This window comes from Marinicella rhabdoformis (genome assembly GCF_009671245.1).
Lineage (GTDB): Bacteria > Pseudomonadota > Gammaproteobacteria > Xanthomonadales > Marinicellaceae > Marinicella > Marinicella rhabdoformis.
In genome coordinates this window covers 595,915-616,058 of the sequence record NZ_VTFS01000003.1, presented here as the reverse complement: position 1 = coordinate 616,058, position 20,144 = coordinate 595,915, and the positions used below count along the sequence as shown (strand labels likewise).

The window sequence follows — 20,144 nt, the reverse complement described above, 5'->3', positions numbered from 1 at the left end:
GCCTTCTTCAACCATCAACTTCGCATAATCACGACGTTGTTCAACCGTAAATGATAATCTTTGCTTCTTTGACATTTTTTAACCTCTGTTTCTTGTATTATATAGGCTAAGAATATGTCCGAGTTTATTAGACCATTACAATATCAACTCCCAACAGCCTTTGGGAACATATTCGTAACTTCTTTTTAGTTTCTACAGGAGTTGGTGCATTAACAACTTTGTTTGTTACAACCCTAAAAACGAAAACACGATATATAAAATTAGCAGCGGATTATGAATATAAAGCAACATTATCTGAGTCATTAATAGGATATAGAAAATTACATCAAATCGCCTATGAAGATCCAGAGTATAAAGAGTTGTTTAAAAAATTATCTGACACCCTAACATTTAATCCATCAGCTCATATTATTGGTGTTAAACAGCCTGAAAATGACATCAACAAATCTTTAAGAAAGGTTAGTGATGACGATGATGATTAAGAGTGATGCAAAAAAACACCTCACATAATAATGGCTGATGTCCAAAGTGTATATTTCAAGTAGTAATAATTAAGATATTATTTATTGCCTAATACTATGCATGTCTTTTCATATATATAGCTTAGGTAATGAGTTAACGATTTTATTGGTTTCAAGACTTACTGTAATCACTCTTTGAAGAAGGTCTAATGGGTATCTGGCATTGCCCATTGTTTCTATAGCCCAGTCGTTTGCATCGTTGGTGATACCTGATTTTTTATCAGTTTTAACGCCTTGGCGATCTATGACCCATTCAATGGCTGATTTACCGTTTACCACATAGTCATAAGCATCTAAGGGAATCCCTTCAATTTTGATGTGGTTGTTGTAGATGATAGTGGATTTATCTGGAATCAATTTGTTTTCATCATTCCTGACTTTACCAAATTTCATTTTAGTAACGTAATAGTGTTCCGCTTTAAGGTCTTTGGTTTTCTTGTTGCCCAGATCTAACTTGACGGCATATCGAGGTGCTGATTCATAATCTAGATGCCACTTGGCCAAGTCACGTCCTGCCTGACTGAACGCCCAGAAATCAGCAGTAGATTTAACCCTTGGAATCCTTGGCAACTCTTTTGATAAGTTTTGTTCAAATCGTGACCGGTAATCCGGCGAATGCAATAACCCATAAATATAGTAAAAAATGTCTTCTTTAGATATAGTTTCACCTGGGTAGGCTGTTTTGAAATGAGCCAAGCCTTCATCGGTTATGGCATCTTTTCTTTCATATGATAGTTCACTTGATGTTTCATTTCCTTGGCCAACCAATTTGTCAGAATCAGAGAGGTCTTGAGTTTCTTGATAATGGTAAAGTGGGAAACACTGACTTTTAGAAATATACTCTAAATCAGGCACATGGTCCGTAACCAAACATGAAAACTCTTTAGTTGAACCTCTTCCTGTTAAACCAATAACCAAATTCTCACTGTCTGGTCTTGGGAAGATTTTGGGCATTAATGCCATCCTTTGAATTATCATGGAATCATTGTATACCCAAGCTGCAGTGAAAGGTCTATACAAAGATTTACGTATTAATTCTGGATTAAATACTGCAGTTTTACCAACCTTGGCTTTTGGAACTATTCCACTGTGCCACTTTATTAATTTAGGGTCAGTTGTAACCACTTCCATAAATTCTATTGATTTATCACTTCTTTGGTATTCATATACATCGCTGTTATATGTATTAATAAAATTGCTTATGTTGCTTTTTAACATTGATAGGTTGAAGTTATAGAGCCAGTCATCTGCATTAGTTTTCAAACCATTTGAATACAAATCGAAAAGAGTAATATCAATCTTGTTGGATTTATTGCCTAACTGAATGTGATCATAAAAACTGTCATCCCTTTGGTTCACCCAATCTCCATATTTATCAGGCGTGATGGATTCCCACTTATCAGCTGTTGAAATACCGCTGATGCTTTTGAAGTTTCCAATGATGCCAAGTTTTTCATTTTGGGTGTGGTAGTCACCGATGTCATGCCAATAAATTTGACCTGACTGTTTACTTTCTGGGTTTTTGATCAGGAAGGTTATGGCAATGGGTGTTCTTGTTCCTTGGCCAAAAACATTGTCTTTTTCTTTGCGACGTTGCTCTCCTGATGTTCTTGCATTGCCTCTCAGGTGAAATACATAAATGCTGTTGAATTCTTCGGCCAGACATTTTCTGATGCCGTCACCGGTGTTGGCTTCTAAAAATCCTGCATTGGTTACAAAGCCGATGATGCCAGCACCAGACTGTTTGAGTTGATTGGATGCCCAGCGGATGGCTCTGATGTAAGAGTCATACAGGGCATTTTTATTGGTGGCAGTTGAATGAGCGGCATATGTATTTTGAATGCTATTATCAAGTACTTTATATGCGATATTGGCATTGTTGTCATTGGCAGATTTTTGACCGGCTGAATAGGGTGGGTTACCCATAATGACCTTGATGTCCAGTTCAACTTGCCTTTTTCTTCTTTTGCTGTTGATGGGTAAAAGGATGCTTAATTCATCCTTGCTTTCGTACATTTGGAAGGTGTCGGTTAGACAGATGCCTTCAAATGGTTGATAGTCAGCTTGCATAATGCCGTGGTACACCGCTTCAATGTTGATTGCAGCAATGTAGTATGCGAGTAAGACAATTTCATTGGCATGGATTTCGTTTTTATATTTATGTGCCAGCTGTTCTTTGCTAATTAGGCCACTTTGAAGTAAACGGGTGATGAATGTGCCAGTTCCGGTAAATGGATCGATGATATGAACATCAGGGCTGCCCAGGGATTGATTGAATTCTTGTTTTAATAGATCGTTGATGCTGTGGATGATGAAATCGACCACTTCTACTGGTGTATAAACAATACCCAGCCTTTCAGTCATACGAGGGAAGGCATTTCGGAAGAACTTGTCGTACAGCTCTACCACGATTTTTTGCTTTCCTGCCGCATTGTCAATGCCTTCTGCCCGCATCTGAACACTGTAGTAAAACTGTTTTAAGGTATCAGCTTCTTTTTCTAAATGGTGTTCATTGAGCTTATCCAAAACATTTTGCATGGCTTTGGAGACTGGGTTGTGACTGGCAAAGCTGTAGTCCTTGAACAGTGCATCAAATACCGGCTTGGTGATTAGGTGTTGGGCCAACATTTCCACCACTTCTTCATCGGTGATGCTGTCATTGAGGTCATCTCTGAGTTCTGCTGCGAATTCATGGAAGGCTTTGGCTTCTGATGGATTGTTTTCAGCATCGTTAACGATGGTGTTGATTCGGGTGATGTGGGTTCTGGCAATTTTGGCAATGTCATTGGCCCATTCTTCCCAGTGCATTCTGTTACCACATTTTTTTACCACTTTTGCGTAGAGGGCTTTTTCAATCTCCCCTACTTCAATCTTCAGTGGAATTTGTTCAGGTGGTTTGGAGTCATCAGGAGAGCCAATGGAGTGACTTCCTTTGCCGGTGTTCTTCTTCCCAGGAGATTTTGATGGTTTTACTGCTTTATCGGTTATGGCCACCACTTCCATTTTTGAGGGTCTTTGTTCCATCAGATCCATTTTGTTAATCATGGCGTTAAACTTGTCGTCATGTGATCTGAGTGCTTGTAAGACCTCCCATACGACCCTATAAACTTTATTGTCATTGAGTGCATCAGATGGTGACATTCCGGCGGGGATTACAACGGGAAGAATGACATACCCTGATTTTTTACCTGGTGCATTTCGCATAACACGACCGACCGATTGAACAACATCAACTTGAGAGTTTCTTGGCGTTAGGAAAAGCACAGCATCTAATGCGGGTACGTCAACGCCTTCTGACAGGCAGCGTACATTACTTAAAATTCGACATGTGTCTTCAGGTGGTTCGGCTTTTAGCCAGTTAAGCTTTGCTTCTTTCTCACTGGCATTCATGCTGCCATCAACATGTTCTGATTCACAGTGGAGGAAGTTGTCATTGTCTTCTTGCTCTTGGTAGGCTTCTACCACTTCCTGAAACATGCCGGATATTTGTTTTGAACTGACTTTATGTGTTTTCCCTTTATAGGTTTGTTCAATCACTTGGCAAAAGGCGACTGCACGTTTCATGGGTTCAATGTCGCTTTCAAGGTCTTGTTCAGCCCCTTGTTTACTTAGGGCTTTCCAACAGCCAATGATTTTGGCTGCATCATCAACTTTTAATGTGTTGTTTTCATCAGACAGCAAGCTTTGAATTCTTCTGCTGACATGTCCTTCATCGACAGTCAGAACGATCACTTTATAGTCTGTGAGTAAGCCAAGGTGAACGGCTTCTGAGAATGTTATGACATGGAATTGTTTACCAAATAAAGCAACGTCATCCATAGAGCAAAGTTCTGTTCCTTCGTTTTCTGCTGTGGCTTTTGCCCCTTCCCCATAGATTCGAGGGGTTGCAGTCATATAAAGTCGTTTTTTTGATTTGATGAAGTCTTTGTTGTGTACTTTTACAAAGTTACTTTCACTTTTATCCTCAAATGTGGCACCTGTTGTGCGGTGGGCTTCATCACATATGATTAAGGCAAACTCACCTAAGTTATGGTCATGTTGAGCCTTACTGATAACGTCAATTGAGTGATAAGTCGAAAAGACAACGCTCATGTGTTCATCGTCTTCTCTGAGTTTCATTTCTTTTGCTAATTTTGCGGCATCGGTAGTCGCCGGGTATTGCAACTCATGGTCAAACATTTGCACAATGTCTTCATCTTTTTTTCGTTTCTTTCCAACATCGTGATCAGAACAAACTGCAAAGCTATGAAGTGGAGTTTCACTGAATTGGGTCCATTCAGTTAAAGTTTGTGATAACAAAGAAAGACTTGGAACTAGGAACAATACTTTCTTGCCTTTACCTCCAAGTTTTTCGGCAAGCTTGAGACTGGTATAGGTTTTACCGGTACCACAGGCCATGATTAATTTGCCACGATCTGCCGTTTGAAACCTTGTAACCACATCGTCAAATGCCCTTTGTTGGTGTGGTCTTAATTTTCTTTCACTTCTTTCTGTTAATAAAATGGGTGCTTGGTTTGGCTGGTATTTTGACCAGTCAATTTGGCTGTTTTCAAGGGTTTGCAGGTCGATTTTGGTTACAGCAGGTTGTTGGTTAACCAATGCTTGTTCAGCATTATCAGACCAGTTGTTGGTACTGGCGACAATTATTCTATGAGTAAAAGGCTTTTGTCCTGATGCTGTAAAAAAGCTGTCTATGTGCTTTTTGTATATTTTGACATCTTCTGAATATAGCTTGCATTGAATGGCATGATACTCGTTAGTTCCATGGGTTTTTGCAACTAAGTCAATGCCGGTATCTGTTGCTGAGATACCTTGCTCATGAGCCCACTCTTTATATGTCCAAACATCACTATATAGGTCTTTATAAGAGGCTTCATATTTAAAGAAAGTTATTATTAATTCTTCAAAATAAGTGCCCTTTTCTCTTTCTGTTTTACTTTGATTGCGGTATTGATCAAGTATTTTAGATAATGCAGAAGATTCCATCTTTTTTCGTTTTTTAAATTACTTTAATCTATATTATTCCATTGTTGTATAAATTGGAATTATTGAATCCTTATAAATAAATAAATGAGTTTCTTGAACCTCGTTAGGGGTAGTCTGCCCCATCTCATTTCAATAATTATTTTAAAAATAATATGTCTGGACTTTGGAAAAGTCGATATGATTTTGAAAATATTTATTTCCATGCTCCCCCCGTTACTTTCGCCAATGGGCAGGGTTAACGAAGCGCACTTTTTAAGTGCATTGAACAACCCTTTAACCAATTTAGAGAGTAAATATGAATAAACAGGAGTTTGTGAAAGAATTAAACAAGCAATACAACAATGATGCGGTTGTTGAAGCTGCATTAAAAATAATCGAGTCTTCAATTAGAGAAAAAGATAACGTCTATTTCACCTCGCCAGATGTCGTCAAAAAATTTTTGATACTGAATTTCAGAAATAATCCCAATGAAATTTTTTGTGTTTTATTTTTAGATAATAAACATAGAGTTATAGCGTTTGATAAAATGTTTCAAGGAACTGTCAATCAATCGCACATTCATCCTCGAGTGATAATTCAAAAAGCCATTGAATACAATGCTGCGGCTATAATTTTATCTCACAATCATCCAAGTGGTGATTTAACACCAAGTGAATCAGACAGATTATTAACTAAAAAGTTGAAAGAAATTTTGGAGGTGATTGATGTTAGGGTTTTGGATCATTTCATAGTTTGTCCAAACGACACTTATTCAATGGCACAAAATGGCGATATGTGATTCCATGGTTTTACCTCATTATGTTTAAGTTACTATTTTTACCATAAAAGTGTCTACATTTCTCAGGTGTTACTAATTCACGATTTAGGGATTTTTCGCAAATGACCATGTCCCAAAACACGAGGGATCCGACCAGTCACCTGAAGCTTCACCTAATGAGTTAAATGAAATTGTATATATTGTTGCAATTCCATATGGTTCATACTCAGCGGTAATGAATCCTGCTTGAATATATTCATTAGTTAATTCATCTATATCAAAGGGCCCGCCTGCCCTTCTCGTAGTTAGAGATTTTAGCTGTGGGCCAGAAGAAATGTAAGGTATGATTTGCAGTGTTACTTCATCGTCAAAACAACTGCCTGAAGAGTTACGATCATAAATTTTTTGACCTGTCCAGGTACCAATAAGTGTTGCATTATTTGGAATTAGATAATCGACCGAGCAAGGAAAGAGCTCTCCAGACTCATTAAAACAAACAGGAGATGACCCAGTTCCATTGTCAGTTGTGATTTGTTGCCTACTACACTGCACACTTCCATCCTCATTTACTGAAGTCATTACATAACCTTGACCGCAAGCACCTGATAACCGTTGCTGAATTTCTGCTGTGTTAATATCATCAGCCTGAATGCTCCCATCTTCTATTTCAAGTGAAGTTATAGATGATTCGTTTACTGTTAAGGCCAGTTCTGCAGTAGAAGAATAAAAGGCCTGTGCAGTGGCTTTAACTTCTGTTCTTGGCTCCATCAGTGTAAGAGCAGTATCCGGTTCACCAACACGTGCTTCTATCCAGACTTGCGTGATTTCAAAAAGATCAGGTATATCAGTGAAATCAATTTGAGTAGAGAAAATGCCATCTACTACTTGTATGTCATCCATGGTTTGTATGGCTAAAATAGAACCATTAACCGCTGAGTCATAAAGTGTAAACTCAAAGTCATATAGACCATTAGCAGGTGTACCGCCATCAAACAGCTTACCTTGATACGTGAACTGATATGAGCCAGGCAAGCTAAAGCTTGTTGCACTTGACATTAATAATAAAAGAACTGTCATTAATCTTATTGTATTCATCATTGATAACCCCTGTATTAGTTCTCTTCAAACCCATCACTAAAAATATAATCACTCTTATTTGTGCCAAGTAAGCCGCCTTGTATTTCATACCTGCCGCCATGATTAACACTTATGTTATTCTGACCCACTAATGCCTGCAAAGCAAACCTTTGATCTACAGTCGATACATCCTGTAATCCTCCTGACCCAGTGCTTTTTATAATGCTAAATCTATTAGTGACCCATATATCAAAAATAGCCTGACAATTTAGGTCAGTTAATACAGTAATAATTCCATCTAAACAATCATCATCCCCTAGCCAACCTATAAATTCAGAGTCATCAGATCTTGTGGGTATTAAAATTACTGCTTCACCTTCGTCAAATGAATAACTACATTCGTCACCACAATTAACTCCAAGTGGATTACTCGTTACAACCCCAGATCCATTACCTGAAAGGCTGATGGTCACATTGTGTTGTGCTGCATGAGCAGGAAACTGAAAGACAGAAATCAAGATACTAAATATTACAATTTTAATTTTAAGCTTTGGTTTCATATTGATCCTTGTCGTTAAATAAACAATAGCTACTTATTACTGAGTACATATATTAACAAAATTAAAGAGTAGGTACCTTTTTTTATTTTATTCTCAACCTGAGTTTTTAACCATATGGTTAGCCTGATTTATATGACCAGTTCGGGGGCATTCGTACAGAAACCAAAGGATTTGACCTTCTTTAATATTATCAAGCCATTGGTTATGTCGAGCAAGTATTTCTTATAATGTATAGTTTTTAGCTTATTAGCTTGTGAAATAAAATATCCCTAATTTAATGTGGATTCTCCACAACAAGCGTTGTGGAGAAACTTAATTGAACCAATTAAATTGAATAGCTTTCACGAATTAAATTAATAATTGCAGAAGCCTCGGCTCTAGTAAAAGTTATCTTCCCATCTTTGTGGGATAGGATAACTTTGTCACCAACTTCCATAAAGCCAACAAATGGCGATGAATTATAAGAATTTAGATATTCAACTATGTCTTCTTTTTCAATTGCAATTTCCCAATATCCAATTATCGAAACGCCTAGTTTTCTGACGATAATTACAATTTCTTCTCTGTTGTTTGGTAGCTCTAATATTTTTTCTTTCATGTGATTCTCCGTTAAGATGCGTTAATAATTTTAAATTTTTGGTTTAATACTTTTCTTTGTAAAAGGGGGTGGCCTGACCTATCCATTTGTGAGTTTTATATGTGCATAAAACTTGGTTCGTATCTAACTCCATCAGTTCGTGAGGTTCTATGATAGGTTCAATGGTGCTTGAGGTTGTTGTCGATTGATTTCCAACATTCCTGTGCTGTACTCTTTGGGTTCCAACTCTCTGAGAGAAATATTTTGCTGTTGCATTATCATTCAATCGGAAAACCATTTGGAAATCGCAAGCCCCTAATATGATGTTTGCTCCTTCATTGGATTTCCGGCCATATTTCTGCATTTGCTCCGTGGACTGCCAATACATCCAGGTTGGGATATTTCGGCTTCTGATGGTATTAAGTTTTCCTGTGAGGTCGTTGATTACACCGGCATTCCCGATTTCATCTAATAACAATAAAACAGGTGGACGGTTAGAATAATTAACAATTAAATACCGTAAAATGTGCCCTACCATTACGCTGAAAAGTTTTGAGGTTGTTTCTTTCTGACTTTCTTCAAATTGTAGAAACAATGCCACTTTTTGATTCTGTAATTCATCCAAAGAAAAGCCATCGGTTGACAAGCTATTTCGAATTGTTTGATACCTCAGAAATCTCATGTTCGAAACAAAGGTGGCAAAGACTGAGCCCAGAAATCTTTCATTCTCTCCCATGATTTTCAGTGTTCTGATAATTGATCGACATTCTGAATTATTGGAATGTCCTAGCTCAGTAAGTAATGACTTCATGGAGTCAAATTGTGTTATGAAATCATAGATACAAGATAGTGAAGGTTTAGGGTTTGGATTTTTTTTAGTTGGTTCTTTGATATGAAGAATCAAAGCATCGAGTAAATCTCTTGCTGTTTCAGAGAAAACGGGACTGCCATTTTCTTCACCTATAAATGCTGAAGCTATTTCTCCAATGGTTTCAGGGGTGTTTAAATCACCAATGAAATCATATTTGTGTTTTGCACTTGTAGGGTTGTAGATTATGCATTTGTATCCTGCTTGTTTAAGTTTATTTGCTGTTAGCTCATATATTTCGGGCTTTATGTCCAAGCAAACAAAAGAGTTTTGAGTCTCTATCCATCTAAAGATTTGGTTAATTAAAAATGTTGTTTTCCCAGTGCCTGGTGGCCCGATTACTGTGGCTCTATCACTTGAGTCTGCGTAAAGTGATTTCCTTCCTACTTTTCCTATAAAAACAGAGCTGTTCTTATGTTTAAGTTCTTTAGCCAACTTTCTATTAGGCAAAAGTAAATTTGGCTTATTGATTTGTGATTGTGGCTTTGCTCCAAAGATTAATTCTTCTATAAGTTCTATAAACCACCCCATTATTTTGCTCCTATATAGGTTGATGTGATATCAAGTCTGTTTTTCCCGTGGCCCAATTCTTGGTTAACAATAGAAGCTGCACGATTCCAAATCCTTTGCTCTTTAACTGACAAGTCGCAAAAATCGGGTCCTCCTGCATGAGGCGCCTTGATTCCACCTGACAAGAGCTGAAATCTATTCTGAGCCCATGTGTGACGCAGTCCATGTCCTGCAATGTTGTGATCAAACCTGATTAGGTTGTAGTGGCGGTAATAGGATTTGAAAGTTTTTCCCTTTGGAATCATCGATTTTTCATTATTTTGTCTTTGAAATGTAGATACCATTTGGAGAAGTGTTTTTTGTTTTTCTGTGACAATTGCAATTTTTCGTGGCCTGCCGCCTTTGCACCATGAGCCTTTGAGTGCTATGTAGTCATCTTCCATTCTTGTTGCATACGCATAAGAAAATTTGCATGCTTCTTCAGTCCTCAGGCCAAACTCTGAGCGTAATAATGTGACTAATTTTTCTCTTTGGGGTAACTGGTTGATGTGTTTATAGTTGATTGGTTTTGCTTTGGAAGTGCCATAATTGGGGTTGTTTTTTCTCAAACCACAACCGATGTCTTTATTGGAAGGAATTTCATTCAACTTGCCTACTTTATCTGCTAGCCATCGAATATCAGCCATGCGATTGGCAATTGTGCGATGTGAAAGGTTCTCCACTCTCCAGTCATCAACTAATCTGTTCACTTCTTTTTTCCCTAATCTATGGATATCCCACCTCTTGCCATACCCCCTGTTATGGAGTTGTTTAATACAGCGATTCAAATTGTTGAATCGAGATTTTTGGCGATCTGGTGAACCATCACGGTTATATTTCATTATTTGTTTCAATTGAAACTCGGTCTTATGAGTTTTAGCCATAATTCATTTTTTGTTTAAAAGGTTAATGCGAATAACTAGCTGCAATTAATCCGTCAGAAACAAATTAATCCATATGCTAAATTGATTTTTTAAACAAAAATATTTTTATCTATCTCGCAAATTTCTTCGCGTAAATTTGTGCAGTTTTACTCCTTGCACATGTTTCGGATACAAGGTTTATACATCATCAATCCTTCGCACGAGTGATGAGATAGAAACCAGTATCACTCTTAAGGGTGATGTGGCAAATTCAAGATTTGCTTTTTAAGTGCCTGCGTTTTTTGTCTGCAATGGCGTTAAGACAACAACTTAAAGTTAACAAGTTGCCACTAAAAAACTGTTTGTCACTTTGTTTGAGGTTGTTAAATCCTTACGTATCAACCAGTAAAGTGATGAATCTGTCCCGTCACTCGGCATAACTCCGAGAGACGGGACAGGTAACCATGGATGGATGTAGCTCCTTCCTAGGAAGGAGCTACATCCATCCATGGTCTGGTTATTGCTCATGAATGACTCCTTGCACGATATTTTGCCTGCCATTTTTGCTAAAAATTAATGTGTCTGAACCATCCTTTCGGAGGTCCTTGAGGGCCGTTCTTACACTGCCAGTAGATATTGATTCAAAATCTGTCGTAATCATGTTAATTAGTTCTGTCCAAGATATTGGTTCAATGCAGTGATCTAAGATATATTGCTCAACCCTGCCCTTAACGCCTTGTGGGGCGTTGATTGATGGGTCAATGTTGTATTCAATAACGGATAGAGCCAACGAATTGACTGGCTTGTTCTTGACGCTGCCAACTTGAATGCTTGCTAATTCGAATTGTTTAGCGGGCTGGGGCTCAGAATCCTTCATCTTGTCTGTATGCAGGGTACAACTCATTGACTTCTTCGACTCCAGCCGAAAAACAAAGTCAACATCTGACTCTAATGCATTACTGCCACGTATAACATTGGATTTGTTTGTATGGTGGACTATGAGACAGGTGGTATCGAATTCTTGTCGGATTGATTCAATCTTGTCCAGAAAGTCACCCATATCCTGTGAGTGGTTCTCATCACCATGGCCAAAACACTTGCGAAGCGTGTCGAATACTATGAGTTTAATTGGAGCATCAATCTGCTTCAATTGGTCGCGGAAAACCTCCAATTCATCTTGGTTACGAACGGCAACCCTTTGATTCGTTGCAACAAATGGAATTTGTTCATTATCGATATTAGCTTGAGCAAGCCAAGCCTTGACTCTTTTTTGCAAGCCAAAGTTGCCTTCGCCAGCAACATAAATTACTAATCCTTGATTAACATCCTGGCCATGCCATTGCTTGCCCGCTGCAATACTCAAGCACCAGTCCAGCGCAAGAAAGGTCTTGTAGCAACCTGACTTGCCATACAACACCCCTGTTGTATTCTTCTCGATGTAGTCTTCAATTAGCCAATTGGTTTCAATATCGAGTGATAATAATTCTGACATACTGTACAACCTTAGGCCGTTAGACTTGGTCCGGTTATTCACCGTCTCTTTCCTGAAGCCTTTTATTTAAAAAAGCATCGATTTCAGATTTTAAGAATCCGACGGATCTTGCGCCTAATTTGATTGGTGGCTTGAGTAGCCCAGACTTAACCATTCGTGACAATGTCGAACTCGAGCAATCTAGTATTCCACATACTGTCTTAGGTCTGTAAATTGACTTTACTTTTGGGTTCATTATGAAGCCTCTTTATTTGATAAGTAGCTTCATTGCAGCATGGCGTTATATATGTAACAACAACTAATTTTAGCTTTTATTGAGTTTGTATATGCTTTGTATTGAGTTTGTGATTTTTGTATTGAGTATGTTTTTCTTGCAAACTTTAAATTTCAATTTTTATACTATTTTTTCGAGATAAAAAGTTTTGCTTGTTTGTTATAAGTCCTTTGTATTTGTTGAAAAGTAGCAGCTGGTTCGTTTAAATAAATTAGTTTTTGTATCTCTTTACCCTTCTTGTCATTTCCGAGTTCAATTTTGTAAGGAAGGATATTTTCATTATTAGCTATAAAACTTTTTATTTCATTAAAACTTGGAATTGAATCTACAGGGTATTCATCTTTATATTTGTTGAGTATATTTAAAACAATACCTTTATGCTTTCCATGATTGGTAGATGAAAACCAATCAATGAATTTTTCAAATATTGTTTTATCGTCCTGATTATTAACAAATTTGTCTGAAATTTTTTCTTTGTTATATTTAGAATCAAAATTGACACTAATGCCATGCTCACTCATTTTAGTCTCAACATCACTGAACCTATAAAATTTAGTAATCCCTGTTTTGCTGTTATTTTCAGACAAAAGCTCGTCAACCAGACAACGATTGAAGTGTTCGTTGTTATACCAAAGACCTTTATCTAAACTTATTTTTTCTAATTCCTTAATATAATTCTCTTTAAGTGCTCCGATTTTAAATCTATCAAATTTGTCATGAATTGAACTTTTTTGGTCAGTATTTGCAATCTTGAACTCGGTTTGAAGTGTTTCATTAAACCCATCTGAGTCATGCAAAATTAAAAAGTCACTTGCTTCGCGAGAATATCCCGGGGCTTCAATAGTGCAGTAATCTGTTATTTGAAAAGCAATTATGGAACGATTACTACCAATGCTTCCAAGTGAGCAATTAATAAAGAAACCTTTGATATGATTTGCCAGCTTCCCATATTTCAAATTTAAGTCATATATACCTTTAGCATAATCAGTATTTTGGTCGGATCTTTTGAATATTGAGTTCATCAAGACCCGATTGGTTCTGACTTCGTCTGATTCACATTCAAATAGGCAGTGTACACTTCCATCCAAGTAATAGTGTTCCATTAAAGAGCTACAAAATTCCTTAGTGCTAAGACTGGTTTCATCAAGCAGTTCATTGATTTCATGGTGTTCCAGAAATTGCTCATTTTTATATCTAATCATGTTTTTACAGTGTTAATTTTTTTTAATAGATTCATTTATGAAGTTGCTCCAAAAAATCATCATTTTGGTTCTTTCATTTAAGTATTCAGCTTTGTTATAAGCGGCTTCGACTTTATTCTTTATTTCGTGGCTCAATTGTTTTTCAACAATATGTTGGCTAAAGCCATTTTCTCTAAGAGTTGTACTTGCTAAATGGCGGAAACCATGAACACTGGTTCGACCTTTCCAACCCAGGCGATAAAGAGCATAGAGCATTGCGTTTTCTGAAAAGGGTTTTATTTCTGGTTGCTTTATTGATGCAAAAACAAAATTGTACTGGCCTGTTATAGAGTGAAGCTTACTCAAGGCTTCTTTAACAGTTGCACTCATAGGAACTAAGTGCTCTCGATTCATTTTCATAAGTTCTTTGGGAACTGTGATTATGTTGTTTTCAAAATCAATGCAATCCCAAGTCAAGTAACGGATTTCTTTGGTTCTAAGAAATGTATGTAGAGCGACAATTAAACCAGTTTTTGTTGTTGGGTCAGCTTGTAGCGAATAGATACTTTTAGCTAACTCTGGAAGTTCATTAGCTGTAATATGCGTAAAATTTTTTGACTTGTGTTCCTTAAGGAGGATTTCTAATCCATCAACAGGATTGTTTTCTATAAGCTCTTTTGCCTTTGCAAATAAAAAAATATTACTGCACCGTTGTTTAAATTTTTTTAATTGCTCTAAAGCTCCTCTCTGTTCAATCCTTTGTAAAACTTTAAGAACCTGTGATGATGTTATTTGATCTACAGGAATGTCTCCAATGTATTTAAATATATCTTTTTCAAGTGAATGCCAAACATCTTTTGCATGACGCTCAGACCATTTATTTTTTTTCTTTTCATGCCAGGCTTTAGCAATGTTTTTAAATGAGTAAACTCCTTTTATCTTGGCTTTTTCTTGTTTTTTTACTTCACTAGGGTCAATGCCTTCGGCAATTAAACATTTTGCTTTTATAGCCTTTTCTCTTGCTTGTGTGAGTGATACGAATGGGTAAACACCTAGCGCTAAGGTTTTTTGTTTGTAATTGAAACGGTAATTAAGCCGCCAGTATTTTGATCCATTTGGATGAATCAGTATGTAAAGTCCATGACCGTCACTGTGCTTTGAAACTGACTTGCCTGGCTTTATGCTATTTATTTGAGTAACTGATAATTTCATTGATGTTGATATAAAATATACCAACAATTATACCAACAATAATGGCGATATGTAAAGGTGTATTATGATGGTTTATGATGCAATAGAGTCACTTAACATATTGTTTATGAAGGGTAATGTGAATGTTTTTGATGGTGCCTGAATCGTCAGTTCGTCTCTGCGACCGGGCACCATTTTATTCTAGTTTGTACAACTTACAATCCTTCCTTAAAATTAATACTTTCTTTTTGTTTTTTCAGAAATTCGCATGGTGATGTCTGCGTGGAAGACTTCGTCTCCTGATTCATCGATTACGCTGACGGGCATGATCACGTCTTGTGGTTCATTCCACTGGTAATCATTGACTTGGCAGACGATGCGCAAGTTGCTTTTGGCCATTTTCAAATATTTCACTTCCATGGCCACAGGAATCCAGCGAAAATCTGAAGAAAGCGAAACATCTAGGCAGGTGCCGCCGGCCAATTCAGCGGCATTGCACATGGCGATGGCGTGAACTGTTTTGATGTGGTTGTGGACTGCTCGGCGCTTTTTTATGGCAACTTCTACACGCCCAGGTTCGATGTTGACAAAGCGAGGTTTGATGGAAGAAAAGTAGGGTGCTTTGAAGCAGACGATTTTGCTCACCAGCCACTTTCCAAAATTATTTTTGCCAAAGATTTTCCAAAGTTTTAAGACTGGACTTTTTGATGGTTTGTAGGTCATGGTTTGTTAATATTGTTTCTGAAGAATTATAAAGGAATTGAGAGAGAACGGGCACTTTTCAGAGATACTCGGGTCAAGCCCGAGTATGACAAGTTGAGTAGACCAGTTGGCGAGTTGAATAGACAAATGGCCTTAAGTGTTTGCATTAAAGATTAAATCTTGCCCATCTTTTGCAGGCCTTTTAGGTAGGAGACCACAGCGCTGACATTGGCTTTACCATCGTATTTCGTGATGATGGATTGCAAGAGTTTGCCGGCTTGTTTTGGCTTTTTGTTTTGGTATAAGATTTTGGCGCTGAGGTAAAATTGATCTACGACAAATTGTGGTGCATGGGCGTAGTGTTTGTCTAAACCTTTGACCATTTGAATCACTTGGGCAAATTGGTGTTTGTCGTTACAATAGCTGATTAAGCTTGCCATGTCTTCCGCTTCATCTGGCCTTAAAGAATGCCCGTCCTGTTGGTAGGTTTTCCAAAGTGCCAAAGCTTCAACCATGTCTCTTTGTTGTATCAATTGCGTCAGCTTTTCTTTGGGTGAAAGCCTTGAAGATACGGTGAGTATATTTTGTGCTTGGTGTGCCAAAGCATCTAAGTCATTTCGACCTTCTTTTTGCATGTCTTTGATGATGGCCATCGCCCCTTTAGGATCTTTGTTTTCAATCAGTTCTTCAATGCGACGTTTGATGGGGTCATTGTCATCAATGCTGCTTTTTCCTCTCGTGTCTTCAACATCGTGTGGGGTGTAATCTAATTCATCAGAATTATGATACAAGACATAACCCATGACCAAAAAATTAAACACCAATAAATAATATAGCACGAATGACAAAACCATATTTTCTACCCACAAAGGAAATGAGTCCACAATCAAATAATCAACAAATAAATGGATGCCACCTGTGACCACCAAGAAAGCGAACAAAAGCCAATAATCCAACCCAAGCCTTTTAACAATCTCTATCAAGTCAATTGGGTTTAAAGCAGAAATGACGTGATCAGTTTGTGACAGCAGCATAAGGTATGCAGGGGTTAAGAAAAAGGTGAGAATCAGTAAGGCTATTGATAACGATGGGTTGCTGCGGCCAACAAAGATAACAATTAAGATTTGTATCAGGGGTAAGGCCATGGCTTTGAATCCAATGGTGTCACTGACTCCCAAGCTGTACTTGTCCTCAAACGAAAAATGCCCATCAGCCACATCCAGCATGACTTCAAACGCCACTTTATAGGCTGCCAAAAAAAGCATGATGGCGACTAAATACCCCACAAATGGAATGGGAATGAGTTCTAGTATGCTTGCGCCGGCTAGGGCTGTTATTAAGAAAAACAGTTTATTGCTGCCCATGTAGTTAATGAAAAAGGGCATTTCAAAAATAAAGCGGCGGTCATTGGGTACGGATGTGGTCATGATTGTCTTGAAATTTTAAGTAGTTGTTCAATGTGTTTCATTAATTCGATTTGATCAATCATGTCATTGACGTAATCCAATCGATCGGTCTCAATCATCAGCACTTTACTGCTGCCGAATTTTTCACGATAACTGTTAATCCAGTTTTCGTAAAGCTTTTCCAAACGTTTCAAATAAGCCAGCGGTATGTCTTGTTCCATGGCGCGTCCTCGCAACTTGATGCGTTTGCGCATGGTGCGAACTGAACATTTGAGGTAAATCATTAAGTCAGGTGGTTTGATGGTCTTTTGAATGCTTTGGTATAAATTTTGATAAGTTTGCCAGTCACGTTTCGATATTTTGCGCATTTGGTATAAGGCGGTGGCAAAGATTTCAACGTCTTCGAACAGTGTACGGTCTTGAATCACAACGCCTGGTGTGGCGTCTAATTGTTGGTGTATTTTGAATTTACTGGCAAGGAAATACAGTTGCGAGTGAAAGCCCCAAGCTTTCATGTCTTGGTAAAAATCATCCAAGTAAGGGTTGTCGTCATTGGGTTCATAGAAAGGCGTGATGTCGTAGGTTTTGGTGAGGAATTCCACCAATGAGGTTTTCCCCACACCTATGTTTCCAGCGATGCCAATGACTTTGTTTGTGATCATTTAATATCAATATCCTTTGATTTTTTTAGGTTTTTGACAATCAATAAAAATGATTATCAATGTTATTTTGGCGATTCAAGCTTGTTACTTGTCCATGATTTAAACCTTTGTTTTTGTTTCTTGTTCGGTTTTTTCAAAGCAGTCAGAGTGATTTTAGTTTTCTGTGTTTCCTTGATGGTTAACTCTGTTTGTTGCATTTTTCCTGCGCGGGCGTATGTGATTTGCCAATGGTCACCCGCTTTGGCTTTTTTACTGTGTGATTCCCAATCTTTGGTGGTCATTCGTAAACCATTCAATGCAATCAATTCGTCACCAGTAGTCAGGCCAGCGTCCCAAGCGGGGCTGTTTTTATCGACCAAGCCAATGGTGTCATTATTCAATGTGAAGCCTATCCATTGTTTAATGTCTTCTGCTTTTTCTTCTTTGATTGTCAAACCATAAAAATCTAACATTTCAGCAAATGGAAGGGCTTGGGTGCCATCGATGTGGGCTTGCCATAGGCTTGAAAAATCTTTGCTGGTCAATGATTTCAATATGGCCAAAACATCTGATTTGTCATAACCTTTGTCACTGTTGCGGTGCTTTTTGAATAATTCAGCTTGTACATCATCCATGCTCTTGTTGTTATCTGTCGCGAGGCGAATTTGATAATCTAAAAACCAAGTGGTTAATGCGCCTTCTAAGTAAATGTTGACGTTGGCGTTGTGGTTTCTTTGGCTGTTTTCCTTTTGCCATGTATTGAAGCTGCTTTCACTTAAACTGCGGTGATTGCGGCCTGGTTTGGTTAAATGCTTGGTTAAGTCCTCACTGAGTTTGGAAAAGTAGTCTTTTTGGCTGTAAATACCTGCTCGAAACATGAACAAATCATCGTAATAACTGGTAGTGCCTTCCGCCATCCAGAATAAGTCTGAATAGTTCTCTTTATCATAGTCGTAAGGTGCAATGCCGCTGGGGCGATAAGCTTTGACATTCCAGGTGTGGATGAACTCATGTGCGGTAGTCGCTAAAAAACGGTTATAGGTCTTTTTGTCATCGAATCCAAATCGATCAAACTGCATGATGGTGGAATTCACATGCTCTGTGGCGCCGCGTAGGCCAGGGCCTGCATGAATCATATACAAGTACTCGTCGAACGGGAAATCGCCCCAAACTTTCTCAGCTTCATGGTGCAGTAGTTTGGCTTTTTCTTGTATGTCATTGATGTCGTGGTTACCTTCACCCCAGATCAGGATGCCGTATTTTTTATCATTGACATCGAATGACACATACTCATGAATACCTGATTCAATTGGAGAATCCACCAGTTGATCGTAGTTGTTGGCTTTGAATTTGTGGTCATTAACCTGTTCCATGCCTGATCGGCTGGCCCAGTTTTCAGGCACATTCATTGAAACAGTAAGGTCTTGGTCACGGAATTTGGGGGCGTAAATAAACACACCACTGGCGTCTATAAAGGCATGACTGTCATCGATATGCGCGACACGATGGCGCAGCATATTAGCATATACTTCATAGTTTAAAGTCACTGCACCGGGTGATTTTAAAAACACTTTCCATGTGTTTTTGTCCATTTGAGTGACTGAAAGCGACTCTCCATTTTGCTTGGCACTCATGTCACGCAGGTTTTTTCCCAAGTCTAAAATTTCATATCTGCCGCTGCGCCAAACAGGTAACTTAACGGTCAAAACTTTTTCAGTGACATTGGGAAAGGTCACGGTGACTTCTGCTAAGTGGTGGGCCGCATCTGTGACGGTGAATTTATATGTTGTGGCTTGTGTTTCAGTGGCTTGTGCATGGGTGGTTGTATTAATTAAAAAAGCGAAGAAAATGGTCAAAATATATTTCATTTCAAGACTTGGGTTATGGAATGTTTCAATTGTGGCAAAACTTCATCCTGAAACCAAGGATTTTTCTTCATCCAAATGTTATTACGAGGCGAAGGATGAGGAAGAACAAATTGTTGAGGCAGGTATTCTTTAAAGTTTTTGACAGTTTGGGTGAGGTTTTTATGGTGATTATCTAAGTGGTGTTTCATGGCGTATTGTCCGATGACTAAAGTCAGTTTAATCTCGGGCATTTCAAACATCAATTGTTGATGCCAAGTGGGCGCGCAAATTTTCATTGGTGGCAGGTCACCGGATTGGCCGGTGGTTTTATTGTGACTTCCGGGGAAGCAAAAGCCCATGGGCATGATGGCGAATGACGTTGGGTCATAGAATTGAGTTTTTGTAACGCCCACCCAATCACGCAATCGGTCACCACTGGCGTCATCCCAAGGAACGCCCGACTCATGGACTTTGCGCCCTTGTGCTTGTCCAATGATCAGTATGCGACTTTGTGCACTGGCTTGAACAATAGGTCTGGGAACATGAGGCAGCTCTTGTTGACATAAGTCACATTCCCTGATTTGTTTAAGTATTTGCTTAATTGAGGATTTTTTATTTACCATGAAGCTGCTATCATAAAGGAAAACATACA

Annotated in this window: 17 protein-coding genes; 2 read left to right on the top strand and 15 right to left on the bottom strand. The window is 38.2% G+C overall.

Going from position 1 to position 20,144, the window contains the following annotated elements:
* Positions 1 to 218: 218 nt before the first annotated feature.
* On the top strand, positions 219 to 482 hold the full coding sequence (locus FET73_RS10600) for a hypothetical protein (protein WP_154223908.1): 264 nt from the start codon (positions 219 to 221) through the stop codon (positions 480 to 482).
* A gap of 108 nt (positions 483 to 590) precedes the next feature.
* On the opposite strand, the gene FET73_RS10595 is transcribed toward FET73_RS10600, so the two are convergent.
* Positions 591 to 5,507, bottom strand: a complete 4,917-nt coding sequence (locus tag FET73_RS10595) for a DEAD/DEAH box helicase (protein ID WP_154223907.1) — start codon at positions 5,505 to 5,507, stop codon at positions 591 to 593.
* A 295-nt stretch (positions 5,508 to 5,802) separates the two neighbouring features.
* Here FET73_RS10595 and FET73_RS10590 point away from each other — a divergent pair, with 295 nt between their 5' ends.
* A complete protein-coding gene (locus tag FET73_RS10590) occupies positions 5,803 to 6,285 on the top strand; it encodes a JAB domain-containing protein (RefSeq protein ID WP_154223906.1) in 483 nt (160 codons plus the stop codon).
* 84 nt (positions 6,286 to 6,369) lie between these two features.
* Here FET73_RS10590 and FET73_RS10585 read toward each other — a convergent pair whose 3' ends face one another.
* The 14 genes from FET73_RS10585 to FET73_RS10520 all read right to left on the bottom strand — a co-directional run bounded on the left by FET73_RS10585 (position 6,370) and on the right by FET73_RS10520 (position 20,115).
* On the bottom strand, positions 6,370 to 7,362 hold the full coding sequence (locus tag FET73_RS10585; protein ID WP_154223905.1) for a hypothetical protein: 993 nt from the start codon (positions 7,360 to 7,362) through the stop codon (positions 6,370 to 6,372).
* A 14-nt stretch (positions 7,363 to 7,376) separates the two neighbouring features.
* Positions 7,377 to 7,901: a hypothetical protein gene (locus tag FET73_RS10580; RefSeq protein ID WP_154223904.1), complete on the bottom strand. Its 525-nt coding sequence runs from the start codon at positions 7,899 to 7,901 to the stop codon at positions 7,377 to 7,379.
* 325 nt (positions 7,902 to 8,226) lie between these two features.
* Positions 8,227 to 8,499: a hypothetical protein gene (locus tag FET73_RS10575; RefSeq protein WP_154223903.1), complete on the bottom strand. Its 273-nt coding sequence runs from the start codon at positions 8,497 to 8,499 to the stop codon at positions 8,227 to 8,229.
* Between the two features lie 43 nt (positions 8,500 to 8,542).
* Positions 8,543 to 9,877, bottom strand: a complete 1,335-nt coding sequence (locus tag FET73_RS10570; protein WP_154223902.1) for a type IV secretory system conjugative DNA transfer family protein — start codon at positions 9,875 to 9,877, stop codon at positions 8,543 to 8,545.
* Positions 9,877 to 10,749 (bottom strand): phage integrase N-terminal domain-containing protein, encoded by an 873-nt coding sequence (locus tag FET73_RS10565; protein ID WP_218944311.1) that lies wholly within the window; start codon positions 10,747 to 10,749, stop codon positions 9,877 to 9,879. The genes FET73_RS10570 and FET73_RS10565 overlap by 1 nt, the downstream gene beginning before the upstream one ends.
* 526 nt (positions 10,750 to 11,275) lie before the next feature.
* Positions 11,276 to 12,250, bottom strand: a complete 975-nt coding sequence (locus FET73_RS10560; protein WP_154223900.1) for an AAA family ATPase — start codon at positions 12,248 to 12,250, stop codon at positions 11,276 to 11,278.
* 34 nt (positions 12,251 to 12,284) lie between these two features.
* Entirely contained in the window at positions 12,285 to 12,485 is a 201-nt protein-coding gene (locus tag FET73_RS15570; protein WP_154223899.1) for a helix-turn-helix transcriptional regulator, read from the bottom strand.
* Between the two features lie 164 nt (positions 12,486 to 12,649).
* The gene (locus FET73_RS10550) at positions 12,650 to 13,726 is read right to left on the bottom strand and encodes a hypothetical protein (RefSeq protein WP_154223898.1); all 1,077 of its coding nucleotides are present in this window, start codon (positions 13,724 to 13,726) and stop codon (positions 12,650 to 12,652) included.
* A gap of 12 nt (positions 13,727 to 13,738) precedes the next feature.
* On the bottom strand, positions 13,739 to 14,917 hold the full coding sequence (locus FET73_RS10545) for a tyrosine-type recombinase/integrase (protein ID WP_154223897.1): 1,179 nt from the start codon (positions 14,915 to 14,917) through the stop codon (positions 13,739 to 13,741).
* Between the two features lie 213 nt (positions 14,918 to 15,130).
* Positions 15,131 to 15,619 carry a hotdog fold domain-containing protein gene (locus FET73_RS10540; protein WP_154223896.1) on the bottom strand — a complete coding sequence of 163 codons (489 nt, stop codon included), beginning with the start codon at positions 15,617 to 15,619 and terminating at the stop codon, positions 15,131 to 15,133.
* Between the two features lie 152 nt (positions 15,620 to 15,771).
* Positions 15,772 to 17,025 (bottom strand): hypothetical protein, encoded by a 1,254-nt coding sequence (locus tag FET73_RS10535; RefSeq protein ID WP_154223895.1) that lies wholly within the window; start codon positions 17,023 to 17,025, stop codon positions 15,772 to 15,774.
* Positions 17,022 to 17,666 carry a deoxynucleoside kinase gene (locus FET73_RS10530; protein WP_154223894.1) on the bottom strand — a complete coding sequence of 215 codons (645 nt, stop codon included), beginning with the start codon at positions 17,664 to 17,666 and terminating at the stop codon, positions 17,022 to 17,024. The genes FET73_RS10535 and FET73_RS10530 overlap by 4 nt, the downstream gene beginning before the upstream one ends.
* Positions 17,667 to 17,728: 62 nt before the next feature.
* Entirely contained in the window at positions 17,729 to 19,513 is a 1,785-nt protein-coding gene (locus tag FET73_RS10525) for a M61 family metallopeptidase (protein ID WP_154223893.1), read from the bottom strand.
* On the bottom strand, positions 19,510 to 20,115 hold the full coding sequence (locus FET73_RS10520) for a uracil-DNA glycosylase family protein (protein ID WP_154223892.1): 606 nt from the start codon (positions 20,113 to 20,115) through the stop codon (positions 19,510 to 19,512). The genes FET73_RS10525 and FET73_RS10520 overlap by 4 nt, the downstream gene beginning before the upstream one ends.
* Positions 20,116 to 20,144 lie beyond the last annotated feature (29 nt).